Source organism: Streptomyces sp. NRRL WC-3549 (genome assembly GCF_000721935.1).
GTDB lineage: Bacteria > Actinomycetota > Actinomycetes > Streptomycetales > Streptomycetaceae > Streptomyces.
Genome location: NZ_KL585407.1, coordinates 35,282 through 35,705 on the forward strand (window position 1 = coordinate 35,282; position 424 = coordinate 35,705).

Sequence of the window (424 nt, forward strand, 5' to 3'; positions counted from 1 at the left end):
GAGACGGGGACGGGGGACGCGGCGGCGGAGCCGACCGGGCCCGACCGAGTTGCCTTGGACATGACAGGTCTCATTCCGTGGGGGCGGGCGCGCGGCCACAGGGCGCGTGGGGGCCGGCAGGACCGCCTTCGAAAGTTTCGGTGCCGTACCCCGCGCGCCTCGGGGCGGGCGGGCGCGCGGGGAAGGCCGGGGCGGCCTCGGCCGGTCCACCGAGGCCGCCCCGGCCTTCCCCGCGCGCCCGCCCGCCCCGAGGCGCGCGGGGTACGGCACCGAAACTTTCGAAGGCGGTCCTGCCGGCCCCCACGCGCCCTGTGGCCGCGCGCCCGCCCCCACGGAATGAGACCTGTCATGTCCAAGGCAACTCGGTCGGGCCCGGTCGGCTCCGCCGCCGCGTCCCCCGTCCCCGTCCTGTCTCTTATACACA